The organism is Pseudoduganella sp. UC29_106, assembly GCF_044055365.1.
Taxonomy (GTDB): Bacteria; Pseudomonadota; Gammaproteobacteria; order Burkholderiales; family Burkholderiaceae_D; genus Rugamonas.
The window spans coordinates 6,129,938-6,150,020 of record NZ_CP171977.1; the positions used below are offsets into that span (position 1 = coordinate 6,129,938).

Consider the following 20,083-nt stretch of genomic DNA (forward strand, 5'->3'; position numbering starts at 1 on the left):
GAATTAGACCGGCCGCTCACTCCGGGGTAGTGAGCGGCCCTGCAGCCCCTGATCAGCGTCCGGCAGACTCCAGCCGGTTCAAGGACACATCACTCGGCTTGGCATCGAAATTGGTGCGCCAGGTCGAAACATCGATCAGCGAAATCGTCGCGTGGTTGCGCTGGACATCGATCACGTCGGCCGCGACGGTGCGGATATCGCCATCCTTGGTATTGACGTAGGAGTGGATCTCCATGAACTTCCAAAATTCACCCTTGCGGTTATAGGCTTCCACATAATGAACGCGCGGGTATTCGGTCTCGACATAGAGCACCTTCTTGCTGTATGGATGCTGCGACGGCGTTGTTACCTCAACCATGTAAACTTCGCGCGGCTCAAAATTGTCATTGAGGTTCCAGTACGGCGCGCCTCGGTCCAGCGTCGGATACTTATCGGCAGGTGACGAGGCCTTCTGCTGCCAGACATCCAGCTTGCTGTTGGCCGGCGCCAGGACCCAGCGCTTGCCCAAAAGCTTGTAGTCCGGATACCAGCAAGGGCGTGCATTGAATCCCTCCAGGTCATCCTGTAATTGATCGGAAGAACCGACCGGATCCATCCAGGCGCCGCCCGACAAGCGGCGCGTACGGCGTACCGCCGGCACATAGGCCCAGACATCCGGCACCTTGTTCGAGTCATACATCATGGAATAGGTGCCGATGCCCTTGACCTCGGAAGGCGCCTTGAAGAACAGCAGCTGGCGTCCGCTTTCATCATCCTCGCCGAGCGTCGATGAATTGCCGCTCAGGCGGCCTTTCATATTGAGGCGGGTGAATTCGGCCACCAGCTCGGCGTGGATGCCGGTCTTGCCGTCGATCAGCAATTGCGTGAAATTCGGCACCGAGGACACGTCACCAAGCAACGCGCCGATGCCCACGTTCCAGATCACCTTCTTCGCCGCTTCAGGATCCTTCATGTCGATGCTCGGGAATGGCGCGCCGGCTTTCCAGCCATCGACCTTGCAGGCTGCATCGTTGATCCTGGTCTTGCCTTCGTTGGCCTTGCTGGCCTTGACCCAGCGCGGATCGAGAGGAATTTTCTTCGAGCGAGCCAGCGTGAGCTTCCAGCCACCGGTACGGATGCGGGCTTCCATCTTTTCGGTCAGCATGCTGCCGATGGTGTGGCCTTCAAAGGTCTGGTTCTTCAGCTGGTCGAGGTTAGCGGCGGAAATCACCGTTCCTTCAGCCAGATCGGCCGCCAGCGCCGGCAGGCAGGCCGCGCCGATCAGCGCAGCCAGCAGGTGACGATATGAGCTTGCTTTCATGATTTTGTCTCCGTGTTGATGTGGATTAGAACTGGTAGGTCAGGCTGGTGTAGACCTGGTCACGCTTGTGGAAATAACCGAACATCGTGGCGTTGTCCTGATTCACGCCAACGGCGCCGGCCGGGCGATGGCCACTATCCCAAAAACCGTCGTATTCAATCTTCCAGCGCAAGTTCTTGCTCAGCTGGAAGGTCACGGAGGGCACATAGAAGCCGCCGCCATTGGTCACGTCCGAGCCCAGCACGAGCTGCGGATGGAGGCGGCCGTTGTCATAGCTTAGGTCGAAGATGGTGGTCACGAGCGCGTTGTGGCGCTTGACCTTGCCGCCCCAGCCCACGCTATACAGCAGTCCGTCATCCGCGTCGAAATTCTGGATCCACTTATCGAATACCTGCACCGAGAAGAACATCGGCTTCTCTGTGCCCAGCAGGGTCTGAGTGAAGGCGAAGTTCTTGTCCATGCGGATCATGGAAGCGACCACGTTCTTGCGCCTCCAGCCGTCGAAGCCGGGAGCGATCAACTGGCTCAGCATCATTGCGCTGGCGGCCTGGTAGTTGTAAGGCGCGCCCTTGATGTAGGCGACTTCGGCACTGAATACGGCATCGGCCATGTCGGAATAGCGGCTGGCCGTTGCACCGAAGATGTTGACAATCGGGTAGATGATGTCGCCGGCAAAGCCCATCGAGGCAGCGTCCCCGCTGCCGACCGGATTCATCGACGAGTTCAGGATCGGTGCGTTGTAGAAAGTGCGCATCCACGACAGCGAATAATTGGTATCGCCGGCTAGGCCGGTCCAGCGCACGCCGCCTGTCTTGCTGTGGATGTCGGCTTCGCTATTGTTCCAGGCGTAGGGGTCGATGTTGCGGAAATCCACGCCGGCGTATGGCTGGCTGGACCAGCGACCGCCGTAGATGTCGATCTCAGTGCCCATGTCGCGCTTCCTATCCCAGCCGGGGCGCAGGAAGGCTTCGATGCCGCCATTTAGTTCGGGCACATCGATATTGAGCTTGGCGGCGATACTGCCCTTGCGTAGTTCTTCGTTGGCCGGCTCCAGGAAACTGCGCCAGGTGTAGTCATAACCCATGGCCAGGTCGTTGGCGACGAAGAAGTCGGTCTCGCCCCAGACGATCTGCTGTTTGCCCAGGCGGAATTTAACGCGATCGTTCACTTTGACATCGGCATACCACTCGCGCAGGTCGATGTCCTTGTACAAGTCCATCAGCTTGCCATTGTTATAGTTGTAGGCCCCCATCGACTTCAGGTGACTCAGGAACGGCGTCTCGTATTCATAGGAGGCGCGCGCCTTGGCCGAGAACGACACGGCATCGCTCGCCTTGAAGTCCACGTTCAGGCGGATAGTCGAACGCGCCATGGATACCTTGCCCTGGTCTTTGTAATCGGGCGTGTCGTCCCAGTTCTTGGCGTTGACGGATATTTCCTGGCGCAGATAGCCGTCAAAATGGAAGCGGCTCTCTTCATTGGAAGCTGTCATATCTGTCGAAGCTGCTGCATCGCCGGCCAGTGCCAGGGGACTGGCCGCTGCCAATATGAACGTGGGGACAAGCGCGCCGAAAAGACAGCGGCTTGGCGAAAGGCTCCTGTTGCGTTTTCTCATTTTATATTCCTGCAAATGCGTTGAAGGTGTCATGTTTTGCTTTGGTATGCGGCTGCTCAGGCGGCTTGCTCCAGCGGCGTCCGCATTTCGCCGTGGGATTCGCCGAAGATGAACTTCGGGCGGAATACGTAAATCATGGAAGGCATGACGAAGAGCGCCGACATTGCCGACACGCTCAGCCAGATAGCCATCAGCAGGCCCATCTCTGCCTGAAAGCGCAGCGAAGACACCCACCACAACAGGGTGCTGAGGATCAGCACGCTTGCCGTGACGATGACACCCATGCCGGCCGACTGCAGCGCCTGGCGGATGGCGTGTTCGGGTGTGCTACCAATGGCGATCTCTTCCTTGACGCGGTCTGCGATGTAGAAAGCGTAGTCAACGCCAAGGCCGATGCCCAACGCGGCCACCGGCACGGTGTTGATGCTCATGCCGATGCCCATCCAGACCATGAAAGCAAAGGTCAGCATGTTGGAGATAATCACTGGCACCATGAACAGCATGCCGGCGATCGTGGAGCGATAGACGATGGTGCACAGCACGGCCAGAACCAGCAGCGCCAGTGCAATGGCTTCGATCTGGCTCGACAGGATGATCTCGTTGATCGCGGCCATCACGCCGACCGTGCCGCCGGCCAGCTGCCACTTGCCCTCCCTGAGCGGATTGGCGGCGATGAATTCCTTGATGCGCGCCACCGCGGTACGTATGGTTTCGCCCTGGCGGTCGCGGAACATCAGCGTCACCGAAGCGTTGGCAGGGCCCCGATCGATGAAGCGGTCCATATCGCCAGGCTCTGAGACCGAATCGAGCATGGCCAGGAGGCTGCCGTTGATGGCCTCGTTATCCGACATTTCCAGATAGTGTGGATTGCCTTCGTGCAGGCTGGCATTGACGTGCGGCAGCACGTCGGCAACCGAAAGCGAGCCGCCGATCTCCGGCTGCACTTCCATGAAGCGCTGGAAGCGGTTCATCGATTGCAGCGCCTCATTGCTCTTGACTAGGCCGGGATGCTTGTCGTCACCAATGACCACGAACATGCGGTCGACGCCCTCGAAGCGCTTGTTGATCGCAGAAGAATCCTGGTTGTATTTCGCTTGCGGCCAAAGAATCGGCGAACCCGGATTGGCATCGCCGATCTTCAGGTTCAGCGCATAGATGCCGGCGCTGACGATCACTATGAGGCTTATAGCCAGCACGACAAAACGGGCGCGGGACAGGGTGATGCCCACGGCGAAATCGAGCACCTTGCGCAACAGTGGCTGCAGGTTGACCGGATGCGCGAAGCCACGCGGCTTGCGGATGTAGGACAACAATACCGGTGTCAGGATCACAGCGCTTACCGTCAGGGTGGCAACCCAGACCACCGACAGCACCGTCAGCTTCTGCAGCATGGGGATCGGGCTCATGGCGACCACGGCCATGCATGCGGCATCGGCAATCACCCCCAGCATGCCGGGTCGGAACAAGTCTGCCAGTGCAACCCTGGCCGCGGTGCGTGGGAGCTCAACGCCTTCCGGCTGTATGTCCAGTTCATCATCGAAGCGGTTAACAATCTGCACCGAGTGCGACACCGCCCGCGAGGTGATCAGCATCGCCACCACGATGACCAGCGGTTCGAAATGGATGCCCAGGATCTGGCAGATGCCCAGTGCCCAGATCGCGCTGACCAGGCCGGCCAGCAAAGGCAGCACTACGCCGCGCCAGGTGCGCAGCAACACGAACAGCATGACCAGCGTCAGGCCCAACGCGTAAAACACGAGGTGCAGCGTTTCCGGCAGATAGTGGTTCACCCAGCCGAACAGGATCGGATCGCCCACCACACGGATGCGCACCGAACCGTCATCGACTTTGGCAATGGCGGCATTGATTTCCTTGAAGACCGTGGCGTAATCCACTTTCTGGTCGATGAAGTCGACCGTGATGAGCGTGGCTTGTAAGTCCTTCGATACGTAGGGGCCATACACCAGCGGATTGCGCAGCACGGCGGACCTCAGTTCGGCCATTCGTTCGGCATCCTGAGGTACGTCCGGCCACATCAGCGGCGAGCTTTCGATACCTTCGGTGGACGAATGCACTTCCTTGAGCTTCTTGGAAGCCAGCGACGTAATCTGGAACTGATTGACCGCAGACACTTCGCGCATGGCCAGCGTCAGGTCGCGTACTTTCTCCAGCACGGACTTGTGGAAGATATCGCCCTGGTCGACCTCGATCATGATCGTGACCATGTCGAGCCGCCGAAGGTATCCTTGAATTTTTCGTGTGTCTTCACGTATTCGTGCTTCGAGGGCAGCATATCCTCGAACACGGTGCGTACCTGAATTTGCAGGGCAAACCAGCTCAGGATCAGAGTACAGGCAGCCAACAGGCCGGCTACCCAGTTCCGGCGGCGGATGCAGAAATGTGCGATGCGTTCAATCATGGCAACTCTTGGCTAGGTGATTAAGAACAGGGACTCAGGACAGGGTCAGCGGGATGTCAGTGGCGACCATTGCTTGCCGTCCCAGGTACCGATATCGGCGCCCGACAGCCAATAAACGGGTCCGGCGGCGAGTGCGCGGGTGTGCCAGGACAAGGTGTGCTCGCCCAAAACGCCGCTGCTCCAGTCCACACCCTCGCCAGCCGGCGCGCCGCTGACCCAGCGCCCCATCACGCCGACAGCGAACCATTCCTTCTTGTCGGCGTTCCACAGCACGTCCAGCAAGTGATCGTGAATGCCCGTGTCGGCCTTAACCCACTTGCGTCCACCATCGCTGCTTGTCAGCACCACGCCGTCCAGGCCGACGGCAACGCCGTTGACCGTGTCGCGGAAAGCAAGCGCCATCAGCGAACCCTTGACTGGCGCCTGTTCCTCGATCCAGTCCTTGCCGCCGTTTGCGCTGCGCAGCATGCGGCCGAATTCGCCCGCTACCAGCAAATTGTTTGCATCGAGAATGGCCACATCGTTCCAGGCCACGTCCTCTTCCTTGCGCAGGCGTTGCCAGGTCTTGCCGTAGTCCGGTGTCAGCAGCAGGGCCCCCATCTCGCCGACGGCCACTGCTACGCCGTTGGCGCCGGCGCGCAGGCGGTTCAGCTTGTTGGCGACGGCCGAGCGCGGCACATTGCCGGACTGGATCCAATGCTTGCCGCCGTCTTCGGTGTAAAGCACGGTGTTGTCATTCCCGACCGCCACTGCCCGGGTGCCGTCGAAGGCGGCGATGTCCTGCAGGGATAGGAATACCGGTGTTGGCTGGCGCGTGATACTGCCGTCTTTGCCGATGGCGAAGATCTTGCCGTTGGAAGCCGCCGCCAGCAGCGTGCCATTTTCTCCATGGGCGATGCCGTAAACGCGGTCACGGTGTTCCAGGATCGGCGGCGTGACGCTGCCGCCGACTGGCCTGGGCTTGACGAAAAGGCCCGCATACAGCAGACCGGAAATGATCAGCCACGGCAGCGCCGAGACCACGAAACCGGCCAACCGCGGCTTGCCTTTTGGCTGGCCCAGGTTCACGGTGTTGAGACTGGAAGACTTGTTCATGAAGCGATCCACAAAATTGAGATGCCGGAAAACGGCCTCTATGGATTGCATTCTGTAGAGCTGGTCTCGGCGCGACTATCCAGAGACCGCGGGCTTATCCCTTCGCTGCAATATTTGACGGCAGCATGGCAATCGCACCACAACCGGAGCGGCGGCTGGGCTCCAAAAAAACAAAAGCGCGACCACATGGGTCGCGCAGGAGTGCATTTTCCGGATAATGCATGTTGCTTACCGCAGGCCGACTTCCTCACGGCTACGGGTCAGCGTGTCGATGAGCGCATACATGATTTTCCTGGCACAAGGGATCAGCTCAGGGATGTAGGTTGCGCCCATGCCGCCCAACCCTTCGGCAACCGGCAGTGGCGAACCCCGCGCCGGCCATGGCCAGCCGATGCGTGCGGTCGGTACCCCCCAGCGGCGCAAAGCCGCGCCATCGGTCTGCCCCCCCAGCAGGTCCGGCGTGCCATGCGGCCTGCCCTCGATGTACTCCCAACCGCGCCTGGCGGACTGGATGATCCAGTTCTGCGGATCGGTCGTGCCGCCGGGCACGGAGCCGTACATTTCCCAGTCCATCTGCAGTTCCGGACGGCGCGCCTTGAGAGCAGAGACAAAGTTTGCGAATTGCGCCTTTACTTCCGCCGGCGAGGTGCGCGGGTTGACGCGCACATCGAAGAACAATTCCGTCAGGAAGCTCGGGAAGGCTGGCCGTTCGGGCGAACCGCCGCGCACACCGGCGATCCAGCCGTGCGGCTTGACCACGCCAGAGGTGTTTCTCTCGGCATACTCGATGATCCATTTCTCCAATTCCGGAATGACGGTCGCCATCGCGCCGACCGAACTGCGGAAACCTGGAATATCGTGCGGCACGCCGGCGTAGCCCAGGGTGCCGTAAACACGCAGCTTGAACCAGGCCATCCCTGGCTCTTCGTGATAGATCCAGTTCCACGGCTTCATGATGATGGCGAAGTCGGGATACATGCCTCGATTCAGAAGATGCAGTACGCCGCCGGACATGCCGGCATGCTGTCGCGCTGCAATGTCCACCGGCATTCCGCCATCAGCCAGGCCCATTAGCAGGTCGCCCTTGATCGGCACCCTGGCTTCAATCAGTGCAGTGGCGACTTCGGTCAACGTGGCGATCATGCCCTTTGGATTCGAGGATCCCAGCCCGTACACCCAGTCATCAACCTGCTGCGCGTAGGGCTGCATATCGGCTTCGACTGCAGGACCGGTCAGCTCCGCCTTTTCTTCCGGCGTGCATTCGAGGTGGGTATCGATCGGGGCATACAACATCACGGCAGCACCACCGCCGCTGCCCCTGTACTGCGCCCTGACGTTGCCGCTGATATCGGTAAGGGCTTGATAGTCGGCCTCGAAACCCAACGAGCGCAGGTGCCCGGCCATGAATTCGCTGGCAGCGCGCGTGGCCCCGGTCGGGCTGTGGATATTGGTCAGATCGAACAGCAGTCTTTGCAGGCGCCTGGGATTGATCTTGGCGCAGGCTTGCTCATACCACTGCTTCTGCAGGTCGGAAAACGGCGCTTGGGTGGTTGGTGTCGACGAGGACATGACGACTCTCTTTCTGCCTTGCTTAATTGCTCGGCGTGAACTGTTCGCTGTAGATATTTTCCGGCGCGGCGCCCAGTTCGATGAGGCGCCGCGTCGCCGCATCGATCATGACCTGCGGACCGCACAGGTACGCCACGGTATCGTGCGTCACATCGCCTGCGCACAAGGCGCTGACCGGATTGCCGTGGTGCATACCCTCCTGCGGATCCCGGTCCACACAGATGCGCGTCTCGAGCGTCGGCAGCCATTGCTTACGCAGATCGAGGTCCTGCAGGCAAAACAGCGCGTCCGGGGTGGCGCAACCGAAGCTGAGCAGCATGCGCGGCTTGCGGCCGCTGGTCTGGCGTAGCGTATCAATCATCGACAGGATGGGCGCCAGGCCTGTGCCGCCAGCCACGAAAATGTGCGGTGCACGCTTCTTCTCCTCGCGCAGGAAGAAGGAACCGTAAGGACCTGTCAGTTTCAACACCTGGTCCGGTTCCACTTCCTTCGACAGGAAGTTGGACATCGCGCCATCGGGCAGGATGCGGATCAGGAACTCAAGCTTCGGCACATCCGTGCCTACGCTCGACGGCGAATAGCTGCGCACGGCGCCTTGTCCCGGCACTTCGATCTGCATGAACTGGCCGGGGCGAAACTCCATCCAGTCGCCCTCCGCCAGTTCAAGTCTCAGGCGCACGGCATTGCTGGCGACCTGCTCTACCGAGTCGACGAAGGCATTGACTTGCTGGGGGACGTTCCGCGCCGGCTTCGCTAGTGTAAGCGAGATCGAAGCTGCAATCCGTTTTGGCTTCGCACACACAGAGCAGGCGCAAGCCGTCGCTGACTTCGCTGGACAGCAGGGTCGAGCTGGCGCCGGCACGGGTCTGCGCATCGCCATCTGACAGCTTGGCCACGCAGGTGGAGCAACTGCCCGACTGGCATTGGTACAGCACGGGAATTTCCGCCGCAATGGCGGCATTGAGGATGGGTTCGCCAGGCGCGACATCGAAGCTGCGGCTCGCACCGTCCGCAAAGTTGAAAGTTACCTGATGCATGATGTGTATCTCGCTGATGAATTTCAGAGTCCGGGCGGATGCTGTTTGTGCCAGTCGCTGACGCGCTGCACGGCCATGCCGGCTCGGCACAGGGTGCCTTCCGAGCCCTTTTTCCCAATGAATTGCGCGCCCAGCGGCAAGCCCTGCTCCGTAAAGCCGCAAGGCAGGCTCAGGCACGGATGGCCGCTGACGTTGAACGGTGAAGTGAATTGAATCAGGCGGCGATTGGCTTCCGGGTCGGACGCCAGGCCAGCCAGCTGCTCGTAGGTTGGTGCGGCATGAGGCTGGACTGGCGCGAGCACCAGATCAACCTCGTTGAGAAGCGCATCGACCTCACCGGTGAACCATTGCGCGGCCAGCAGGATGCGCTGGTAGTCCACACCGCTCAACTCGCGGCCGCCATCGATCAGCCGGCTGAGCGCGGGGCCATATTCGGCAGCGCGGCTGGGGTAGCTAGCCTCGTGCGCGAGCGCCGTCTGCACACCGCAATGGCGTTCCCAGTTGGAGCTGACGGCACGCGTATCGGGCATTTCCACGCGCACCAGCTTGCCGCCGCCCTGGCGAATCAAGTCCATGATCTGCTGCAGGCCCCGCTGGATCGCGGGATCGACGCCGTCGCTCAACCAGACCTCGTCCACGCCGACACGCAGTCCCTTGAAGCTTTCGTCGATACCCGGAATTTCCAGGCATGCGCTGGGCAGCGAGGTCGAATCCTTTGGATCGTGACCGGCGATGGTGGACAGCAGGAACAACACATCCTTGGCGTTGCGCGCCATCGGGCCGACATGGTCCAGGCTGGCCGCTAGCTCAAACGCGCCAAACCGGCTCACGCGACCCCAGGTCGGCTTCAGGCCGGTCAGGTTGTTGGCGGCAGCAGGGAAGCGGATCGACCCGCCCGTGTCGGTGCCAAGTGCGGCAAAGCACAGGCCGGCAGCCGTGGCCACGCCACTGCCGCTGGACGAGGCCCCGGCCCAATGCGCTGCGCCCCAAGGATTGTTGGGCGCCGGCAGGTCGGGATGATGAATGGCGAATGCGCCTTCGGTCATGCGCAGTTTGCCGAGGATGACCGCACCGGCTTCCTTCAGGCGTGCCACCACAGTGGCATCCTCCTGCGCCATGAAGCCGCGATGGATGGTCGTACCAGCCGTGGTGGGCATGTCTTTGGTCCAGAACAGATCTTTCACGGCGATGGGCACGCCGTGCAGCGGGCTGCGGCATTTACCGCGCATCAGCTCGGCTTCAGCCTGCCTGGCCTGTGCCAGTGCAGACTCGGCGGCGACACAGGCGTAGCTGTTCAAGGCTCCATCGAGCTTTTCGATACGCGCAAGCAGCGCCTGCGTGATGTCGACGGGTGAGACCCTGCCGCTGCGGATCAAGAGCGACATGTCGAACATGTCCAGATAGTGCAACTCGTTTTCCATACCAATTCCAATCCTGGGAAGAAGGGCAAACAGGACCGCGCGCGACGACGAGATCCTGCCAGGGCGGTGATTACTCTTCTTCGATCTTGATGACCTTGTAGCCAGGACGACGACCATCCGCCGTATCCTTGAAGCGCAGGCTGGTGTCCTTGCGAGCCCCGGCTACGCCGCGCGCCGGCTTGGCAATGCCGCGGTTCCAGCGCGAAGCCAGCTTGCGCCAGGTGATAGGCGAAATATCGGTCGCCATCAGTTGCTCATCGTCCCAGCCGCTACCATCGGAGTAGAAGTTCTGCATGGCTTCACGTGCATACAGGTCGCAATCGTTAAAGCCGTGCAGCGCCAGCGGCTTATAGAAATGGTTGAAGCGATATTGGAATTTCTCGCGCTCGGCATCGGTCGGGCAGACGCGTACCAGTACTTCCCAGTATTCGTGCGTATCGTCGGTGATCGGCACATACCATTCGTACTGCACCACATGCTCTTCCGGCCAGTTCTCGACCATCAACACCCCCGGCAGCACCACGGAAGTACGGTACGGACGGCCCTTGGTATTCTCGACCTTCAGGCCCAGCTCCTTGTTTTGCATCACAGGCGCCCACTTCTCGGTGAACAGCCACTGAACCAGGCCTTTCGGCCCGTTGTCGTCTTCAACCGTGGCGATGCAATCGTCGCTGGTCGGCAGGATGCCAAGCGGCAGCACCCAGTCCATGGCGTGGATGATGGTATTGTCCTTGTGGACCAGGATGTGCGCATTATCGAAGCCGTTTTCGCAGGCGATGCGCCAGTTGCCGAAGCCGGTGCGGTGCATGCCATGCGCGACGGCGTTGTCGTCCAGGATGCTTGGCGAGGCGGGCCACAGCGGGTGCGGGAATTTCTCGCTGTTCTCCGGGAAGCGGAACGGCAGGTCATGCGACAGCGGCGGCACATCGGCATCGGGGAAATCGTCTTCGCGTACGAACACGAAGATCATGCCGGCAACTTCCTGTACCGGATACGTCGTGATACCGGTTGTACCAACCAGCTTGTCGTCAGGGTTGGCTACGATGGTAGACAAAACACCGTCATCGAGGTTGAAGGTGAACCCGTGGTACCAGCAGGAGATCGTTTCCTTGTTAAAGCACATCGGCTTTTCCGACAGGCGCACGCCCCGGTGCAAACACTGGTCCTTCAACGCAAAGATCTTGCCGTTGACCCGGCGCAGCACGATGGGCGTACCACAAATTTGGATGCCTTCGACGTGGTCTTCCGGCAATTCCTTGCTGAACAGTGCGGGATACCAGTGATTGCTGAAGCCCCATGCCGCATCTTTGTACGGCTGGTATTGGCTCTGGACTTTGCTGCTGTTGGTACGTTCTTCGCTAATGCCGGTCTTGACGATACGGCGACGGACAACGGGTTGATCTGCCATGGAAGTCTCCTGCGGTTCTATGAAAAAACGTTTCGCGTGCCGCGAAACAGTTGACTCATAGTACGCAGTGACACCTCTGCATGACGCTCCCTGGGGCGAAGCCACTATCCCATCAATGCAAGAAACTTTGGGATAGTTTGCGCCCGCCGGCTCAACGCATCAGGGTTTCGGACGGGGTTTCGCCAAAGCGGCGTTTGTAGTCAGTCGTGAAGTGACCGAGATGGCTGAAGCCCCAGCGGAAGGCAATGGTGGTCACCACACCACTGGAAGACGAGGAGCGCAGCAGCTCCTCGTGTACGCGGCGCAGGCGCACCTCCTTGAGATAATGCATCGGCGAGGTATTGCGGAAATTACGGAAGCCGGCATAGAGCGAGCGCGTGCTGACCCCGGCGTACTCCGCCAGATCGCCCACCGTGATCGGCTCGTGGGCATTCTCTTCGACGTAGTGCTCCACCCTCTTGACGAACGAAGGGGCAAGCGACGAGCCCTTGTCCTCGCACAGTTCCGCGCTATAGTTATGTGGCTGGTAAGTTAGCAACGCAGCAACAAAGGTCGATTCGAACTGCGCGCCCAACAAAGGCGAAAGCTTGTCGGAGTTGGAAAGAATATCGCACATCCAGGCCAGCATCTGGGTGAAGTTCCGTCCTTCAACCGTATCCAGGACCATCTCCGGCCTGAACTCGACATCTTTCCGCAATGTGCGGCCGAGATGCTGCTGGCACTGGCGCTTGATCATGTCATTATCCACACGGACGATGATCTTCTCCGTGTTCTCCATGTGCTGGATGCGCGTCGGAACGTTAGCGTTCAGGATCACGCCCTGCCCTTCTTCGAACAGGACGCGCCGATCTCCTACCGTGACGAACTCGCGCCCTCTGATGGGAATCTGGACCAGGGCAAACGAGTGCATGACCTCCGGTTCAATGATGGCTTCGCCACCATAGGTCATGCGTCCGACACCTAATCCTCCCGCCCGCCGATAGTTGATGCGCGTATTGAACCGCGGATCTTTTGAATACACTTTGTTCTTGCAGAAAATGCGTTCGCCTACCGCAATGGCTTCTTCAATATTGCCCGTTTTGCACAAGCCATATCCGGCCAATACAGAGTCTGCTGGAGTCTGAGAGGGAAAGACTGCGCGGCCCATAGATGCCTCTATTGGATAAATTGATTGATATGCAACCAGAAGGCCCATCCGCACTTAATCAATTTATTTTCATGCGTGGCACCACCATGCGACCCGATTATCTGGAAATAAGTCCACGTCGGTCAATCAATTATTTGACTTGTGGCACGCATTCCTTGGAGGAAACCGTTGTCGGCGCGCAGCCGTCGCCATCAGAACAGGTGCAAAATCCCCACCGACATGCCTCGCTGGGAAGCCTGCTTCGATGCGGGAAGCAGCGCGCCGCGATAGCGGTTCAAGTCGAACTCGGCGTAAAGATTTGTATTTTTCGAGAAGACATAAGTCCCACCGGCCAGCGCCAGTGTGCGACTGCCGACGCTCGCTGCACTATCGAACGCAGAGCGATAGACGGCGGCAGTCAGCTCCAACGCCGGGGTGAACCTGTAACTCGCGCCGCCGAACGCCGTCTCTAGCTGATAGGTGCCCGCGCTGGCGGATTCCTGGCGTTCGCGCGAAAAGCCGGCCTTGGCCCGGATGGCGCCAAACTTCACGCCGCCGCCCGCAATAAAGGCCTGGTTGGTGAATCCGCTCGGCGTTTCCTTGCGGGTGTAGGCGGCCGCAGCGAGCACAGTGTCGCCCGTGTAGGCGAAGCCCGCTGCCTTGGCAGCACCTTTGCCGGTATCGCCCACCACTTCGCCCAGCGCATACTCGGCGCGCACGATCAGTCCGCCAAACGTACCGGTGTAGTGCACGTCATTATTAAAGCGCGTTCCCGAGGAAGATGATGCACTGAGCCCGGCGGTTTTGGCCGCCGCAGGCAGGGTCGTGCCGGCGCCCGAGGAAAGCGGCACGATGCCGGTGTAGTGGTGATCAAAAGGATCGAGGAATTTTTCGGTGCGGAAGCCGATCGTGTACTGCCGGCCAAGATCGATCGATCCCCACTTGCCGCCAATCCCGACCGAAGCGGTACGGTTGAACAGCACGTTGTTGGCATTATCGAGTTCGCCGGTCTTGGTGTTGAAGCCTGACTCCAGCTGGAAGTGGGCGTTCATTCCGTCGCCGAGATCCTCCTGGCCGCGGAAGCCGAGCCGGTTGGCGTAGGAATTGCCGGATGCCATCGAATACAGGCCATCGCCTGCGGCGGTGACGTTGGTCTGGTAACGCACGCCGGCGTCGATCGATCCATAAATCTTTACGCTGGATTGAGCGAATACAGCGGCCGGGAACATGGCCGCCAGTGCCAGCATCAGTGCAGTTCGTTTCATTGCTTGTCTCTTTATAATGTTTTAGGAAGCGAAGGGACGCCAGGGCCCCTCCGCGTACTGCCGGTGTGAATAAACCGAGGTGGAGCGGCTATTGCTGCCGCTTCAGGGGAGAGCGGATGTCAGACGGTCGCCTTGGCCGCGGCGTTGCGGGCCTCACGACGGGCGTCGTTGCTCAGGGAGAAGAGGGTGATGATGCTGGCTACCGCCAGGGCCGCGATCGGCAACAGCGCCAGCGAATAACTGCCCGTTTCCTGCTTGATCCAGCCATACACGTTGACCATCAGGCCACCGCCAATCAGGTTGGAAAACGCATTGATCGATGCCAGGCCTGCCGCCGCAGCGGAAGGCGCCAGCCAGCTGGAGCTGAGCGCCCAGAACGGCCCCTTGAAGGAATAGGCGCCGACCAGGATGCACGACAGCAGCAGGATGGTCGATGCGAGTTCACTGGTGATGAGCGTGCACAGCATGCCGCCACCAATCAGGGACAGCGGAATTGCGGTGTGCCAGCGGCGTTCGCCCGTTTTGTCCGAATGCCGGCCCCAGGCCACCATGACGATCGCTGCAATCACGTAGGGCACGGAATTCAGCAGGCCCGTCTGCATGACGGTCAGGCCGAACGATTTGATCAGCTGGGGCTGCCACACGCCAAGCACGGAGCCCGCTGCGGAAGCGGCCGAACAGATCAGGGCCATGCCCAATACTTCCTTGCTGCGGAACAGCTTCCAGATGGACTGGCGCGCGACACTCTTTTTCTCCTGGCGCTCGCTGTCCATGCGGGTGCAGAGCCAGTTGCGCTCGGCGTCGCTCAGCCAGGCGGCCTGGTGCGGGCGGTCGGTCAGGAAGAAGAGGCAGCTGAAGCCCATCAGCACGGTAGGCAAGCCCTCGAGGATAAACAGCCACTGCCAGCCGCGCAGGCCCAGGAAGCCGTCCGTCTGTAACAGCAGCGCGGAAAGCGGCGAGCCGACAAAGCTGGCCATCGGGATCGCCACCATGAACATCGCGATGATACGGGCGCGATAGGCGGCCGGGAACCAGTAGGTCAGGTAGAGCACGACGCCCGGGAAGAAGCCTGCCTCAGCGGCGCCAAGCAGGAAACGCAGCACGAAGAGCGAGTTCTGGCCTTGCACGAACGCGGTGCCTGCGGAAACGATGCCCCAGGTGACCATGATGCGGGCAATCCACTTGCGGGCGCCGAACTTCTGCAAGGCCAGGTTGCTGGGTACTTCGAACAGGAAGTAAGAGAAGAAAAACAGGCTGCCGGCAAAGCCGAACATCTTCTTGGTGAGGCCCAGGTCGTCGTTCATCTGCAAAGCGGCCATGCCAATATTGCCGCGGTCGATGAAGGCGAGCAGATAGCACACCATCAGGAATGGCAGGAGGCGCCAGGTCACCTTGCGCATGGTGGCCGCCTCCAGCGATACATTTTTATCGATATTACTCATGTCGTCTCCGGTTTAACTTTAATCTTAAGGCGCGTCTTGGTGCGCGCTTCTTCGAATTACGCTGCGTGACCCAGTGCGGCGAGCACGTTCTTAGCCGCCGCCACGCCCATGCCGACGTAGGCGTCGCTCGTCACGCCACCGATGTGCGGGGACAGGATCACGTTCGGGATGGCCGTAAATGGATGACCTGCGCCGAACGGCTCTTCCTGGAAACTGTCCAGGCCCGCTGCGCGCAGCGTGCCGCTGCGCAGTGCGGCCGCGAGCGCCTGCTCGTCGATCAGGCCGCCGCGTGCCGTATTGACCACGATTGCGCCCGGGCGCATGGTTGCCAGGGTGGTGGCGTTCAGCATGTTCGCGTTGTTGCTGGTCAGCGGGCAATGGAGCGACAACACATCGGCACCGGCGATAACGTCTGCCAGGGATGCCAGTTCAATCCCTTCCGGCGCAGTCGTTGCGAAGGGATCGTGCGCGATGACGCCCATGCCCATGGCCAGGCCGACCGCCGCCACGCGCGCGCCGATGGCGCCGATGCCGACCAGGCCCAGCGTACGACCGCGCAGTTCCAAGCTCTTATGGGTAGCCTTGTCCCAGTGGCCGTCGTGCATCCGGCGGTCGAGCGTCACCACATCTTTGGCGCAGGCAAGGATCAGGGCCCAGGTATGCTCGGCGACGGCAGCCGCATTGGCGCCCAGGGCAGCCTTGACCGCGATGCCGCGACGGGCGGCCGTCACACTATCGATGGTGTCGATGCCGGTGCCGTGCTTGGAAATCACGCGTAAATTGCTGCTGGCTTCGATCACGCGCTCGGTAATGCGGCCATAGCGCACGATGATTGCGACCGGCTGATGCTCGCGGGTCAGGGAGACCAGCGTTTCCTCATCCGGCGTCTTGCCGGCATAGACCAGGTCAAAGTCGGACAGCAGGCCCACAGCCTGTTCAGCCAGGTCGGCGCCGGTCACCAGGATCACGTCGCGGCGGGGCTGGATGTTCGGCAATGCGCTCACAGCGTTTCCCCCTCCGCCAGCACGCCGGCCTTGCGCAGTGCGCCGTCGAGCCAGGTGGGACGCAGCTGGGCGCCGCTGCGGATGCCTTCCAGGCGAGCGGTTTCGTCCGCCAGTTTTTTCTTCGCCAGTTCCAGCACGGCCGGTACCTTGGCCGGCTCGACGACAACAACGCCGTCGCCGTCCGCCACGATCAGGTCGCCCGCTTGCACGGTGACGCCGCCCACGGAAATAGGCCAGTTGAGGCGGCCCGGTACCAGCTTGGTCGGGCCATTCGGATTGGCGCCGATGGCGTACATCGGGAAGCCCAGGGCGCGGATCGCTTCGGTGTCGCGCACGGCGCCGTAGATGATCACGCCGGCGATGCCGGATGCCATGCATTGCGACACCATGATCTCGCCCATCAGCGCGGAGCTCTCGTCGCCCTTGCCGTCGATGACCAGCACGTCGCCGGGCTTCGCGATCGCCATGGCCGCATGAATCATCAGGTTGTCGCCGGGACGCACTTCGACCGTCAGCGCAGAACCGGTCACGCGCATGGTCGGCGCCAGCGGCGCAATGCGGCTGCTCAGCGCTCCGCGGCGGCCGGCGACGTCTGCAAGAATGGACGACGGGTACTGCGCAGCACGGTCGATAAGTTCTGGACTGATCCGGTTGAAGTCACGGATCACATCGGGTGGGGTCGGGTGGCTCATGAAGTCTCCTGCTCGTGGGTGGAATGTGAACCGAGTATAGGAAGCCCCATCTATAATGTATATTCACTTAATTTTCGTATTTTTAAACTTTGGGGAATATGTCGTGGACCTTCGTGACCTGAAATATTTCGAGGTCATCGCCACCGAGGGCAACCTCGGCCGCGCTGCCGAACGCCTGCACCGCACCCAGCCGGCGTTGACCAAATGCATTGACCGGCTCGAGGAGGCAATCGGGACGAGGCTGTTTGCCAAGGACGGGCGCGGCATGCGCCTGACGGCGGCCGGCCACATCCTGTTGAGGCGCACCCGCCAGCTGACGATCATGGTGGATGAATCCGCGCGCGAAATTCAGGACTACGCTGCCGGGCTCCAGGGCGAGGTCCGTCTCGGCTGCGTACCGACAGTGGCGCAATACCTGATGCCGGCCGTGTTCGAGCAGTTGCTGGCGGAAGCGCCGGAGGTCAGCGTGAAGCTGGCGGTGGCTACCAACGATAGCCTGCTGGCCAGCCTGCGCGATGCCGAGATCGATCTCGTAATCGGCCCGATGATAGACACTGGCCCGGACTTTGAATGCGAGCAGATCGCGGAAGATACCGTGGTCGTCATGGCGCGCGAGGACCATCCGATTTTCGGCTCTCCCTGCACGCTCGCGGACCTGCTGGAGTACAAATGGATGCTGCCGGCGGCCACCGTGGCAACGCGCCAGTGGCTGGACCAGACTTTCGAGCGGAATGGCCTTGCGCGTCCCCACGTGCAAATCGAATCGAATGTACTGACCCTGACCTTGCAGATTCTGGAGAAGACGCCCTTGCTGGGCTTTGTCACGCGCTACAACCTGGTCGGCGGACGGGCCAACGTGCGCGAGGTTGCGGTGCCTGAAACGCATATGAAGCGCCGCCTCGGCCTGACCTATCGGCGCAACGGCTACCTGTCGCCTGTGGCGACCCGCGTGGCGGATATCCTGCGCGAGCGCGGGAAGGATTTGCTTTCTGTCTGACGTTCAGATTTTCTTCAACGCTTCGGGCTTGTGGGCTGCCTCCGCGCCGGACCTGTCACTGACGACCAGGTACTCGACGTGATCGGGCGAAGCGGCGACTTCGTGACCCTTGATGTGGGTCGCCGAAGTCAGCTTCTTCTTGACCGTGCCGCGGACGGGCCCTTGCGATGAGTGCCACTCTACTTTGTCACCCACTTTGAGCTCGTCCGCCATGCCCGGCCCACTTAGTGGAAGAAGAAGTAAATCAGGACCAGCACAATCGCCGGAACACCCAACAGCCATGCCAGGAAATATTTACCCATGATTGCGTCTCCTTATTGAACGTGGTGTGGATGCAGGATGCCGTGGCACGCAAAAGGCGTCCGTACGGTGATGCACGTATGTCCCGGCCTTTTGGCGAGCCAGTGACAAAGCGAGAGTTTTGTTTATAAATGAACAAGTAAAATGGCCATTTCCCGCTTTCCCAGGCCTGGCATGACAACTTCCCGCGGCTTTATTTCCTTAAGCATTTGCACGCTGCTCGTCGCGTGCGGTGGCGGTTCCTCGTCGAGCCCGGCGGAGCCGCCGACGACGACGCCGCCAGCGTCCCAGGCCGGCATCGTACTGCTTGCCGAAAACCCTGGCGGCTATTTCTTCCCGGGCGGGATTGCGGTGGATCCGGCCGGTGTGGTCTACGTGGGTAACAACGCCCGGCATCAGGTACACAAAGTGTCGCCATCCGGCGCAGTAAGCGACTTTGCCGGCAGCCCGGCCATGGTGTCGGGAACGGATGGCGTGGGCGACAAGGCGGGATTCGATTACATCGACCAAATCGTGTATGACAAGCGCAGCCAGTCGCTGTACGCAGTCGACCGGCACTACCAGGAAACGAGCGGCTTGTTGCGGCGCATCGGCATGGCAGGCGAAGTCAGCACGATGACGCTGACATCCTTCCCTTCGCACGCCAGTGAGGGCCAGGTTGGCACCGCAAATTATGGCGACCGCCCTGCTTCGCTCGCGGTGGGCGTCGATGGCGGTTTGTACGCAGCCACGATGTTCAGCGCCGAGCCGGCGCGACGGCGGCGGGCCGCACATTTCCTACACCGGCTACCGCTTCCTGAGCTGGCGCACCGTGGAAACCGATGGCAGCGGCCGTCCGCTGTTTTCGCAGGAAATCTATTACAGCCGATTCGGCTCGCTTCCGGATGAATCGTCGCCGGCTTATCTGTATCCGGCGGACGTCAGCGCCACCGGCGGCGTGCTCGGCTTCAATCTGCTGGGACTGGCGCTGGACCGCGCCGGCAACGGCTACATCGCCGATACCGGCCGCAACGTAATCATCAAGGTCACGCCGTCCGGCGCGGCCAGCATCTTTGCGGGGGCCGTGAAGGTGGAAGGCGCGGTTGACGGAACGGGCGCTGCGGCACGCTTCCGGCGGCCGACACAACTGGTCGTCGACAAGGCGGACAATCTCTACGTGCTCGATCGCGGCAATTCGACTGTGCGCAAGATTACGCCGGCTGGTGTGGTCAGCACCGTGGCCGGCGTGGCGGGGCAGGATAAGACGGTGGCAGGGCCGCTGCCGGGCGGTCTGGGCACGCCGTCAGGACTGGCGATTGACGACAGCGGACGCCTTTACCTCACGGTTGAAAAAGGCGTTGTGCGCGTTCAACTGCCTTGAACCCCAAACCCAGGGTCAGACCCCTCGGGTCTG

Annotated in this window: 19 protein-coding genes; 3 read left to right on the forward strand and 16 right to left on the reverse strand. The window is 60.9% G+C overall.

Annotation, left to right across the window (positions count from 1 at the left end; translation table 11 throughout):
* Positions 1-52: 52 nt before the first annotated feature.
* The 15 genes from ACHMW6_RS30515 to ACHMW6_RS30585 form a co-directional block, all read right to left on the reverse strand.
* Entirely contained in the window at positions 53-1,300 is a 1,248-nt protein-coding gene (locus ACHMW6_RS30515) for a DUF1329 domain-containing protein (RefSeq protein ID WP_395402675.1), read from the reverse strand.
* 25 nt (positions 1,301-1,325) lie between these two features.
* Positions 1,326-2,948: a DUF1302 family protein gene (locus ACHMW6_RS30520; protein ID WP_395402677.1), complete on the reverse strand. Its 1,623-nt coding sequence runs from the start codon at positions 2,946-2,948 to the stop codon at positions 1,326-1,328.
* Positions 2,949-2,971: 23 nt separating this feature from the next.
* Positions 2,972-5,140 (reverse strand): RND family transporter, encoded by a 2,169-nt coding sequence (locus ACHMW6_RS30525; protein WP_395402679.1) that lies wholly within the window; start codon positions 5,138-5,140, stop codon positions 2,972-2,974.
* Positions 5,125-5,334 carry a hypothetical protein gene (locus ACHMW6_RS30530; protein ID WP_395402681.1) on the reverse strand — a complete coding sequence of 70 codons (210 nt, stop codon included), beginning with the start codon at positions 5,332-5,334 and terminating at the stop codon, positions 5,125-5,127. Before ACHMW6_RS30530 ends, ACHMW6_RS30525 begins: the two co-directional genes overlap by 16 nt.
* A 45-nt stretch (positions 5,335-5,379) precedes the next feature.
* Positions 5,380-6,429, reverse strand: coding sequence for a WD40/YVTN/BNR-like repeat-containing protein (locus ACHMW6_RS30535; protein WP_395402683.1), 1,050 nt, complete (start codon positions 6,427-6,429; stop codon positions 5,380-5,382).
* A 228-nt stretch (positions 6,430-6,657) separates the two neighbouring features.
* Entirely contained in the window at positions 6,658-7,998 is a 1,341-nt protein-coding gene (locus ACHMW6_RS30540; RefSeq protein WP_395402685.1) for a M20 family metallopeptidase, read from the reverse strand.
* Positions 7,999-8,020: 22 nt separating this feature from the next.
* Positions 8,021-8,677 (reverse strand): FAD-binding oxidoreductase, encoded by a 657-nt coding sequence (locus tag ACHMW6_RS30545; RefSeq protein ID WP_395402687.1) that lies wholly within the window; start codon positions 8,675-8,677, stop codon positions 8,021-8,023.
* Positions 8,661-9,035: a 2Fe-2S iron-sulfur cluster-binding protein gene (locus ACHMW6_RS30550; RefSeq protein ID WP_395402689.1), complete on the reverse strand. Its 375-nt coding sequence runs from the start codon at positions 9,033-9,035 to the stop codon at positions 8,661-8,663. The genes ACHMW6_RS30545 and ACHMW6_RS30550 overlap by 17 nt, the downstream gene beginning before the upstream one ends.
* Positions 9,036-9,058: 23 nt before the next feature.
* Positions 9,059-10,456, reverse strand: coding sequence for an amidase (locus ACHMW6_RS30555; RefSeq protein WP_395402691.1), 1,398 nt, complete (start codon positions 10,454-10,456; stop codon positions 9,059-9,061).
* Positions 10,457-10,526: 70 nt separating this feature from the next.
* Entirely contained in the window at positions 10,527-11,864 is a 1,338-nt protein-coding gene (locus tag ACHMW6_RS30560; protein WP_395402693.1) for a Rieske 2Fe-2S domain-containing protein, read from the reverse strand.
* A 151-nt stretch (positions 11,865-12,015) separates the two neighbouring features.
* Positions 12,016-13,011: an AraC family transcriptional regulator gene (locus ACHMW6_RS30565; RefSeq protein WP_395402695.1), complete on the reverse strand. Its 996-nt coding sequence runs from the start codon at positions 13,009-13,011 to the stop codon at positions 12,016-12,018.
* A gap of 191 nt (positions 13,012-13,202) precedes the next feature.
* Positions 13,203-14,255 (reverse strand): porin, encoded by a 1,053-nt coding sequence (locus tag ACHMW6_RS30570; RefSeq protein ID WP_395402697.1) that lies wholly within the window; start codon positions 14,253-14,255, stop codon positions 13,203-13,205.
* 119 nt (positions 14,256-14,374) lie between these two features.
* The gene (locus ACHMW6_RS30575; protein ID WP_395402699.1) at positions 14,375-15,697 is read right to left on the reverse strand and encodes an MFS transporter; all 1,323 of its coding nucleotides are present in this window, start codon (positions 15,695-15,697) and stop codon (positions 14,375-14,377) included.
* 56 nt (positions 15,698-15,753) lie between these two features.
* A complete protein-coding gene (locus ACHMW6_RS30580; protein ID WP_395402701.1) occupies positions 15,754-16,701 on the reverse strand; it encodes a hydroxyacid dehydrogenase in 948 nt (315 codons plus the stop codon).
* Complete coding sequence (locus ACHMW6_RS30585; protein WP_395402703.1) at positions 16,698-17,393, reverse strand: RraA family protein; 696 nt, start codon at positions 17,391-17,393, stop codon at positions 16,698-16,700. The genes ACHMW6_RS30580 and ACHMW6_RS30585 overlap by 4 nt, the downstream gene beginning before the upstream one ends.
* A 103-nt stretch (positions 17,394-17,496) precedes the next feature.
* On the opposite strand from ACHMW6_RS30585, the gene ACHMW6_RS30590 reads away from it, so the two are divergent.
* On the forward strand, positions 17,497-18,390 hold the full coding sequence (locus ACHMW6_RS30590; RefSeq protein WP_395402705.1) for a LysR family transcriptional regulator: 894 nt from the start codon (positions 17,497-17,499) through the stop codon (positions 18,388-18,390).
* Between the two features lie 3 nt (positions 18,391-18,393).
* Here the strand turns inward: ACHMW6_RS30590 and ACHMW6_RS30595 are convergent, their stop codons facing one another.
* On the reverse strand, positions 18,394-18,585 hold the full coding sequence (locus ACHMW6_RS30595; protein WP_395402706.1) for a DUF2945 domain-containing protein: 192 nt from the start codon (positions 18,583-18,585) through the stop codon (positions 18,394-18,396).
* Positions 18,586-18,834: 249 nt separating this feature from the next.
* Here ACHMW6_RS30595 and ACHMW6_RS30600 point away from each other — a divergent pair, with 249 nt between their 5' ends.
* Both ACHMW6_RS30600 and ACHMW6_RS30605 read left to right on the forward strand, forming a co-directional pair.
* Positions 18,835-19,578: a hypothetical protein gene (locus ACHMW6_RS30600; protein ID WP_395402708.1), complete on the forward strand. Its 744-nt coding sequence runs from the start codon at positions 18,835-18,837 to the stop codon at positions 19,576-19,578.
* The gene (locus ACHMW6_RS30605) at positions 19,502-20,050 is read left to right on the forward strand and encodes a hypothetical protein (protein ID WP_395402710.1); all 549 of its coding nucleotides are present in this window, start codon (positions 19,502-19,504) and stop codon (positions 20,048-20,050) included. The genes ACHMW6_RS30600 and ACHMW6_RS30605 overlap by 77 nt, the downstream gene beginning before the upstream one ends.
* The last annotated feature ends 33 nt before the right edge of the window (positions 20,051-20,083 follow it).

What these genes read in the sequence shown, in the direction of transcription:
- ACHMW6_RS30515 (WP_395402675.1), bottom strand. Translation starts at nt 1,300, where the DNA reads ATGAAAGCAAGCTCATATCGTCACCTGCTGGCTGCGCTGATCGGCGCG.
- ACHMW6_RS30520 (WP_395402677.1), bottom strand. Translation starts at nt 2,948, where the DNA reads ATGACACCTTCAACGCATTTGCAGGAATATAAAATGAGAAAACGCAAC.
- ACHMW6_RS30525 (WP_395402679.1), bottom strand. Translation starts at nt 5,140, where the DNA reads ATGGTCACGATCATGATCGAGGTCGACCAGGGCGATATCTTCCACAAG.
- ACHMW6_RS30530 (WP_395402681.1), bottom strand. Translation starts at nt 5,334, where the DNA reads ATGATTGAACGCATCGCACATTTCTGCATCCGCCGCCGGAACTGGGTA.
- ACHMW6_RS30535 (WP_395402683.1), bottom strand. Translation starts at nt 6,429, where the DNA reads ATGAACAAGTCTTCCAGTCTCAACACCGTGAACCTGGGCCAGCCAAAA.
- ACHMW6_RS30540 (WP_395402685.1), bottom strand. Translation starts at nt 7,998, where the DNA reads ATGTCCTCGTCGACACCAACCACCCAAGCGCCGTTTTCCGACCTGCAG.
- ACHMW6_RS30550 (WP_395402689.1), bottom strand. Translation starts at nt 9,035, where the DNA reads ATGCATCAGGTAACTTTCAACTTTGCGGACGGTGCGAGCCGCAGCTTC.
- ACHMW6_RS30555 (WP_395402691.1), bottom strand. Translation starts at nt 10,456, where the DNA reads ATGGAAAACGAGTTGCACTATCTGGACATGTTCGACATGTCGCTCTTG.
- ACHMW6_RS30560 (WP_395402693.1), bottom strand. Translation starts at nt 11,864, where the DNA reads ATGGCAGATCAACCCGTTGTCCGTCGCCGTATCGTCAAGACCGGCATT.
- ACHMW6_RS30565 (WP_395402695.1), bottom strand. Translation starts at nt 13,011, where the DNA reads ATGGGCCGCGCAGTCTTTCCCTCTCAGACTCCAGCAGACTCTGTATTG.
- ACHMW6_RS30570 (WP_395402697.1), bottom strand. Translation starts at nt 14,255, where the DNA reads ATGAAACGAACTGCACTGATGCTGGCACTGGCGGCCATGTTCCCGGCC.
- ACHMW6_RS30575 (WP_395402699.1), bottom strand. Translation starts at nt 15,697, where the DNA reads ATGAGTAATATCGATAAAAATGTATCGCTGGAGGCGGCCACCATGCGC.
- ACHMW6_RS30585 (WP_395402703.1), bottom strand. Translation starts at nt 17,393, where the DNA reads ATGAGCCACCCGACCCCACCCGATGTGATCCGTGACTTCAACCGGATC.
- ACHMW6_RS30600 (WP_395402708.1), top strand. Translation starts at nt 18,835, where the DNA reads ATGGCCATTTCCCGCTTTCCCAGGCCTGGCATGACAACTTCCCGCGGC.